Annotated in this window: 8 protein-coding genes; 4 read left to right on the top strand and 4 right to left on the bottom strand. The window is 64.6% G+C overall.

The window, feature by feature from the left end; all coding sequences use genetic code 11:
- Window positions 1–59: 59 nt before the first annotated feature.
- Complete coding sequence (locus Q0687_RS34355; RefSeq protein ID WP_298886981.1) at window positions 60–530, bottom strand: hypothetical protein; 471 nt, start codon at window positions 528–530, stop codon at window positions 60–62.
- 250 nt (window positions 531–780) lie between these two features.
- On the opposite strand from Q0687_RS34355, the gene Q0687_RS34350 reads away from it, so the two are divergent.
- The 4 genes from Q0687_RS34350 (at window position 781) to Q0687_RS34335 (ending at window position 4,360) form a co-directional block, all read left to right on the top strand.
- Window positions 781–2,451: an FAD-binding dehydrogenase gene (locus tag Q0687_RS34350; protein WP_298886979.1), complete on the top strand. Its 1,671-nt coding sequence runs from the start codon at window positions 781–783 to the stop codon at window positions 2,449–2,451.
- Between the two features lie 3 nt (window positions 2,452–2,454).
- Window positions 2,455–3,372, top strand: a complete 918-nt coding sequence (locus Q0687_RS34345) for a PHB depolymerase family esterase (RefSeq protein ID WP_298886976.1) — start codon at window positions 2,455–2,457, stop codon at window positions 3,370–3,372.
- Between the two features lie 119 nt (window positions 3,373–3,491).
- Window positions 3,492–3,842, top strand: coding sequence for a RidA family protein (locus Q0687_RS34340; RefSeq protein WP_057742620.1), 351 nt, complete (start codon window positions 3,492–3,494; stop codon window positions 3,840–3,842).
- Window positions 3,843–3,994: 152 nt separating this feature from the next.
- Window positions 3,995–4,360: a nuclear transport factor 2 family protein gene (locus Q0687_RS34335; RefSeq protein ID WP_298886966.1), complete on the top strand. Its 366-nt coding sequence runs from the start codon at window positions 3,995–3,997 to the stop codon at window positions 4,358–4,360.
- A 66-nt stretch (window positions 4,361–4,426) separates the two neighbouring features.
- Here the strand turns inward: Q0687_RS34335 and Q0687_RS34330 are convergent, their stop codons facing one another.
- The 3 genes from Q0687_RS34330 to Q0687_RS34320 form a co-directional block, all read right to left on the bottom strand.
- Complete coding sequence (locus Q0687_RS34330; RefSeq protein WP_298886964.1) at window positions 4,427–5,269, bottom strand: amidohydrolase family protein; 843 nt, start codon at window positions 5,267–5,269, stop codon at window positions 4,427–4,429.
- Window positions 5,270–5,272: 3 nt separating this feature from the next.
- Window positions 5,273–6,253, bottom strand: coding sequence for an aldo/keto reductase (locus Q0687_RS34325; RefSeq protein WP_298886997.1), 981 nt, complete (start codon window positions 6,251–6,253; stop codon window positions 5,273–5,275).
- Between the two features lie 208 nt (window positions 6,254–6,461).
- The gene (locus Q0687_RS34320; protein WP_298886961.1) at window positions 6,462–7,394 is read right to left on the bottom strand and encodes a sugar-binding protein; all 933 of its coding nucleotides are present in this window, start codon (window positions 7,392–7,394) and stop codon (window positions 6,462–6,464) included.
- Window positions 7,395–7,436: the final 42 nt, after the last annotated feature.

Genomic DNA, 7,436 nt, shown 5'->3' with positions numbered 1-7,436 from the left:
GATGGCCGGGACAAGCCCGGCCATGACGATACGGAGAGGTCGGCGTGAAAGGCGGCAGCCTACCTCGCCGGCGGCTTGAGCGCCGAGGCCTGCGCGTCGAGGTAGCAGGGCTTGTACATCGCCTGGAGCTGCCTGCCCTTGAGGAACAGCATGTGCGGCGTGAGGCCGCCCCGCTGCGTGATCCAGCGCTTCACCTGCGAGGGGTACATCGCATAGAGCATCTGGGTCGCTTCGGGATTGGTGACGGCGCGGCCGTTGCTGCCGAAGTCCCAGGCGGCGTGGAAGCCGAGCGTCGCGTGCGAGGTGACGCAGATGCGGTCGTGCGGGATGGCGCCGAGGACGATGGTGCAGGCAGAGGCGCAGAGACCATCGATGATGACAGTGTCACCTGACTGCCGGAGGTCCTGGTATTTGTCGACGTAGGTTCCGATCCGGCCACCGCGGTCATCCGCGATCCGAACCACCGCGTGAGACGCCCCCATGCAGGCGATCAGGCAAACCGCCGCAAGCAACCCCGTCAGAAACTTCATTGGCCCCCGCCCCAGTCGTTTTCGAATCTGCGTGTCAGGTGGTGATGCGCCCCTAGCGTCCGTCGTAACCGTGTTTTTGTCTAGGCGGGCCGGCTCGCTCAAAACAAATTCAAATCCAGTGTTGCGTCCGCGCTGCACCCGGCCTGCCTCAATCCCAAAGTGGAACAAGTTAACGAGGTCTTACGCGACACGCCCTTGATCTCAGTTACGGCAACGGGCTTCAATTCCGGGCAACTACAGGGGGGAACTCATGGCCGGGCATTCGACCGAGCAGGCCGACGTGATTGTCGTCGGCGGAGGACTATCGGGACTCGTCGCCGCGACCGAGATTGCCGACGCCGGCAAGCGCGTGATCGTGGTCGACCAGGAAGGCGAGCAGTCGCTCGGCGGCCAGGCGTTCTGGTCGTTCGGCGGATTGTTCCTGGTTGATTCGCCGGAGCAGCGCCGGCTAGGCATCAAGGACTCCTTCGACCTCGCGATGCAGGACTGGCTCGGCACCGCCGGCTTCGATCGCGACGAGGATTTCTGGCCGCGCAAATGGGCCGAGGCCTATGTCGCGTTCGCCGCCGGCGAGAAGCGCGACTGGCTGCGTGCGATGGGCCATCGCATCTTCCCGGTGGTCGGCTGGGCCGAGCGCGGCGGCTATGATGCGATGGGCCACGGCAATTCGGTGCCGCGCTTTCACGTCACCTGGGGCACCGGCCCCGGTATCGTCGAGCCGTTCGAGCGCCGCGCGCGCGAGGCCGCAAAGAGCGGGCGCCTGATCTTCAAGTTTCGCCACCGCGTCGACGCGCTGTCGATAATAAACGGCACGGTTGATGGCGTGAGCGGCGCGATCCTTGCCCCCGACAATGTCGAGCGCGGCAAGAGCTCGTCGCGCAAGGTGGTCGGCGAGTTCGCGCTGAAGGCGCAGGCGGTGATCGTGGCGTCGGGCGGTATCGGCGGCAACCACGATCTGGTGCGCGCGAACTGGCCGAAGCGGCTCGGTGATCCCCCGAAGTTCATGATTTCAGGCGTGCCCGAGCATGTCGACGGCCGCATGATCGGCATCACCGAGACATCTGGCGCGCGGCTGATCAACCGCGACCGCATGTGGCACTATGTCGAGGGCATCCAGAACTGGAATCCGATCTGGCCGCGTCACGGCATCCGCATCCTGCCGGGCCCCTCCTCGATGTGGTTCGACGCAACAGGCACGCGGCTGCCGGCACCGCTGTTCCCGGGCTCCGACACGCTCGGCCAGCTCAAATACATCATGTCGACAGGCTACGATTATTCCTGGTTCATCCTGACGCAGGCCATCATCAAGAAGGAATTTGCGCTGTCGGGCTCGGAGCAGAATCCCGACCTCACCGGAAAAAGCTGGCGCATGACGATCAAGCGCGCCACCAACAAGGGCGCGCCCGCGCCGGTGGAGGCGTTCAAGAGCCATGGTGTCGACTTCATCGTGCGCGACAAGATCGAGGATCTCGTCGCGGCCATGAACAAGCTCGCCGGCAACGACCTGCTGAGGCTCGACGAGATCAAGATGCAGATCGAGGCGCGCGACCGCGAGATCGCCAACCCCTATGTCAAGGATGCGCAGGTGATGAACATCCACAATGCCAGGCGCTATATCGGCGACAAACTGATCCGCACGGCGCCCCCGCACAGAATTCTCGATCCGGAGAAGGGCCCGCTGATCGCGGTCAAGCTCAACATCCTCACCCGCAAGACCCTGGGCGGCTTCGAGACCGATCTCGACTCGCGCGTGTTCGGCGCGGAGGGCAGCGTCATTCCCGGATTGTATGCGGTCGGCGAGGCCGCGGGCTTTGGCGGCGGCGGCGTGCACGGATATCGCTCGCTGGAGGGCACCTTCCTCGGCGGCTGCCTGTTCTCCGGCCGCAATGCCGGCCGGGCGGCAGCGAAAGCGGTGGGCTGAACCATGCGGTGGCGGATGCGCATCGGCGTGCTGATCGCGGCGCTCGCCGCAGCACAGGCCGCATCCGCCGACACGATCGACGTGGGCGGCACGATGCGCTCCTACACGGTGCAATTGCCGGCGAAGCGGCCGGCGCCGCTGGTGGTCGTGCTGCATGGCAAGACCCAGCGCGGCGCCGACATGATCACGCGAACGGCGTGGCCACAGGTCGCCAAGCGCGAGGGTTTTGCCGTGGCTTTTCCCGACGGCCTCAACCACGCCTGGGCCGATGCGCGGACCAGGGCCGGACCCGAGCTGCGCGGTCCGCCTCCGGGCACCGATGACGTCGCCTTCATCGCAAAGCTGGTCGACAAGCTTGTGGCCGACGGCACGGCCGATGCCAAACGCGTCTATGTCGCCGGCATTTCCAACGGCGGCGCCATGGCGATGACGCTGGTCTGCGCGCGCGCCGACCTGTTTATCGCCGGCGCCAGCGTGATCATGAACCTCACCGAAGAGACCGCCGTCACCTGCCATCCCTCGCGACCGCTGCCGATACTGATCATGAACGGCACGGCGGATCCGCTGATCCCCTACGAGGGCGGACGCGGATCGAGCTATTTTGCCACAGACGGATTCTGGTCGACGGAGGAGACGCTGGCTTTCTGGCGCAAGCTCAATGGCTGCGAGGCCGGCGATGCCGATGCGACCGATCTGCCGGACAAGTCGCCCGACGACCGATCCACGGTGACGCGGATCACCTCGCGCTGCCCCGACGGGCACGACGTCGTGCTCTATCGTGTCAACGGTGGCGGACACCGCATGCCCGGGTTTGCGCCGGATGCCCGCTTCCCGAGGGTTGCGACCGGCCTGCTCGGGCCGCAGAACGGCGATATCGACGGCGCCGAGACGATTTGGGCTTTCTTCAGCCGGTTTCATTGAACGGGCGCATGCATGGCCGGGCATTCATGCATGCCAGGCAACGCTATGCGTGCCAAGGGTGGCACAGCCTGGGGTGCTGCGCTAGACAGGGCCGCCATTCCCTGAAGGAGATCCCGCAAATGAGCATTCAGCGTTTTGAAACCGGCCCGCGCATGAGCCAGGTCGTCGTGCACGGCGACACCGTCTATCTCGCCGGCGTCGTCGCCAGCAATGCGGCCGGCGAAAGCGTGACCAAGCAGACCCAGGACATCCTGAAGACCATCGACGGTCACCTCGCCAAGGCGGGCACCGACAAGTCGAAGCTGCTGTCGGCCACGATCTACATCACCGACATGAAGACATTCCAGGAAATGAACGCGGTGTGGGACGGCTGGGTCTCGCCCGGCAACACCCCGGCCCGCGCCACCGTCGAAGCCAAGCTGGCCGCGCCGCAGTACACCGTCGAGATCATGGTGACCGCAGCGAAGTAATTCGCGCAAGCCGACATGCGACCGGAGCGCGATGAGACCCTCATCGCGCTCTTTTTTTGCGACCACATGATCTCCGAGGTAATCGATTGGCGCATGTGAACCTTCGATAGTCGGGACAGCCGAACAAGACGGCGCCATCGAAGGAGAGCACCATGACCGATCACGTCACCATCGCCCGTCGCTACATCGATCTCTGGAACGAGCGCGCACAAAATCGTCGCCACGCATTGCTCAGCGAGTTCTGGACCGCGGATGCGAGCTATGTCGATCCGCTGATGAAAGGCGACGGCCTCGATGGCATCGACGCGCTGATATCAGGCGTGCAGCAGCGCTTTCCGGACTTCAAGTTCAGCCTGATCGGCGAGCCCAACGGCTACGGCGACCATCTCCGCTTTTCCTGGGGTCTCGGCCCTGACGGGGTCGACAGTCCGGTCAAGGGGACCGACTTTGCCGTGCTGAAGGACGGGCGGATCAAGAGCATCACGGGCTTTCTGGATCAGGTGCCCGCGGGCGCGTGAGGGAGCTGGACGTTGCATTCTTCCTTCTCCCCTTGTGGGAGAGGGAAGAGCGCACCTCAACTGCGATCAACCCAACCGATACGCTTTCTTCGCGTTCACCTCGAACGCCTTCTCGCGCACGCGCGGCCCCAGCTTCGCCAGGCACGCCTCCAGCGCGGTCTTAATTTCGCTATAGCTGCCGGCGAGCAGGCACACCGGCCAGTCGGAGCCGAAGATCAGGCGGTCTTCGCCAAAGCACTTTGCGACGTGCTGGACGAACGGAAACAGCCGCTCGGCGTCCCAATCGTTCCACTTCGCTTCCGTCGCGAGACCCGAAACCTTGCACCAGACATTGTCGCAAGCAGCGAGCGACGCGATGCGCTCGGACCAATCGGCGCTGCCGCCCTCAGTGATCGGTGGCTTTGCGGCGTGATCGAGCACGAAGCGGGCTTGCGGAAAGGCCTTTGCGGTCGCGATCGCGGCGGGCAGCTCGCGGGTGCGGACGAGGAAATCGTAGGTGAGATCACGGGCAAACAGCGCGGCCAGCCCGCGCTGGACGTCGGTGCGCAGAAGCCAGTCGGGATCAGCCTCGTCGTGAACCTGGTGGCGGATGCCGACCAGCTTTGCGCCGCCCGGCAAGGTGCGCAGGCGGTCGAGGGTGTCGCCGAGCGCGCTATCCGTCAGGTCGACCCAGCCGACGACGCCGATGACGGAGGGCGTGGCATGCGCAACCTCAAGGAATTCCTCGGTTTCCGCGAGCGAAGAACGGCACTGCACCACGATGCTTGCATCGATGCGGTTCGCCTTCATCAGCGGCGCAAGATCGGCAGGGCCGAAGGCGCGGCGGATCGGCGCGAGCTCGGGTGCCATCATCCAGGGATAGTCGGCGCGTGCGGGATCCCAGAAATGCTGGTGGGCGTCGATGGCCATGGCTCACGTCCCGCCCGGCAGCGGCGCCCGCGCGTCGACGAGGTTCTTGGCGCGCAGCTCCTGCCAGAAGGCTTGCGGGACCGCGCGCTCCGACATCGCAATGTTGTCGGCGACTTCCGCCGCATTACGCGCACCCATCACGGCCACGGTCACGGCCGGATGCGCGATGCAGAACTGGAGCGCTGCGGCTTTCAGCTCGGTGCCGTGCTTGCGGCAGAGCGCATCGAGCTCGATCGCACGCGCCACCAGCGCCGCGCCGGCGTCCTCATAGTTGAACTTCGCGCCCGTGTGCGGATTGGCCAGAATGCCGCTGTTGTAGATGCCGCCGAGCAGGATGCCGATGTTTTTCGCCGCGCAGATCGGGAACAGCGCGTCCAGCGCGCCCTGGTCGAGCAGCGTGTAGCGGCCGGCGAGCAGGAAGCAATCGACCGGGACGGCTTCCGCGAAACGCGTGAGCATCTCGCACTGGTTCATGCCGGAACCGATGGCCTTGACCGTGCCGTCGTCGCGCAGCCGTATCAGCGCGCGGAAGGCACCGCTGACGGCGTCGTCATAGTGATCGTCAGGGTCATGCACGAGCAGAACGTCGACGCGATCGAGCCCGAGGCGGTCGAGGCTTTCCTCCACCGAGCGCATCACGCCGTCATAGCTGAAGTCGAATCGCGGCCGCAGCGCGGGCACGCCCTTGAAATGATCGTCCTCGACCGTCGTAGCATCAGGCGCGCGCAGCAGGCGGCCGACCTTGGTCGAGATCGCATAGGACTCGCGCTTCTGTTGCCGCAGGAAAGCACCCAGCCGCTGTTCCGCGAGGCCAAAGCCGTAGAGCGGCGCGGTATCGTAGAGGCGGATGCCGGCCGACCAGCCGGCCGCGAGTGTCGCTTCCGCGTCCGCATCGCTGACCGGCGAGAACAGGCCGCCGAGCGGCGCCGAGCCGAGGCCGATTGAAGTGACGTCGAGATTATGAGCTAGCCGCGTTTTTTTCATCTTGTTCACCTTGCGGGCTCTCTTTCCTTCTCCCCTTGTGGAGAAGGTGCCTTGCCGAAGGCAAGGCGGATGAGGGGGTTCTCTTCGCGCAGATCATACGAAGCTGAATTCGCGGAGAGAACCCCTCACCCGGTTTCGCTGCGCGAAGCCACCCTCTCCCACAAGGGGAGAGGGTGGTCGGCGCAGGAACGTTGGGCTGGTAACGTTCCTACTTCAACAGTTTGGCGACGTTATCTTTCGTCACGAGGTCGAGGCCGGTGTAGATCACTTCCGGAACCTTCTGGCCCTTCTTGATCGCGAGCAACGTGTCCATCGACTTCTCGCCCATTTCGAACGGGCGCTGGCCGGTGAGCGCGTTGGAGTAGCCGTCGCGCAGCAATTCGAGCTGCATCTTCAGCGTATCGGCGACGACGAGCGTCAGCTTGCCGCTGTCGATCTCCTTCTTGTTCTTGTTGACGAAGGCCTTGAAGCCCTCGGGCGCGAACATCGGCCAGCCACCGACCGGAACGATCGCAGCGAGATCCGGCGTTGCGGTCCGCAGGTCCGTCATCTGCTGGATAGCAAGCGTGGAATCGTCGTTGCAGAAGGTCGGCGAACCCTGGACTTCAACCCACTTCGAGCCCTTGAGCGCTTCGCGGACGCCATCGACGCGTTCGGCGAGGTTCTTCGCACCCGGACCACCGGAGACCATGGCGTACTTGCCGCCATCCGGCCGGAGCTGCAGCAATTGCTTGCCGAGCGCGAGGCCGAAGTCCTTGTTGTTGGTACCGATATAGGCGATCCGCTTGGAGCCCGGCGCGTCCGCATCGAAGGTGATGACGGGAATGCCGGCCGCAGTCGCAGCCTCAATCGACTTGGTCATGGATGCGACGTCGGCAACCGAGATCGCGAGCCCATCCACCTTCTGGGTGATGAAGTCCTGGATGATCTGCGCCTGCGTCGCCGGCTCATGCTCGATCGGCCCCTTGTAGATGCACTCGACGTTGCCGAGTTCCTTGGCGCGCTTCAAGCAACCGTCGCGCGCCACGTCGAAGAACGGATTGTTCATCGCCTTGGGGACGACGGCGAACTTGTAGGTCTGGGCAAATGCCGGGGTCGCCATCATCGCGATGGTCACGCCGGCCAACAGAAGCTTCTTCATGCTTTCCCTCCACACTTTGATGCCTATCCATTTGTGATGTGA

Source organism: uncultured Bradyrhizobium sp. (assembly GCF_936928535.1).
Classification (GTDB): domain Bacteria; phylum Pseudomonadota; class Alphaproteobacteria; order Rhizobiales; family Xanthobacteraceae; genus Bradyrhizobium.
Note: the sequence above shows the minus strand (reverse complement) of the source record. Positions and strands in the feature narration are given on the sequence as shown.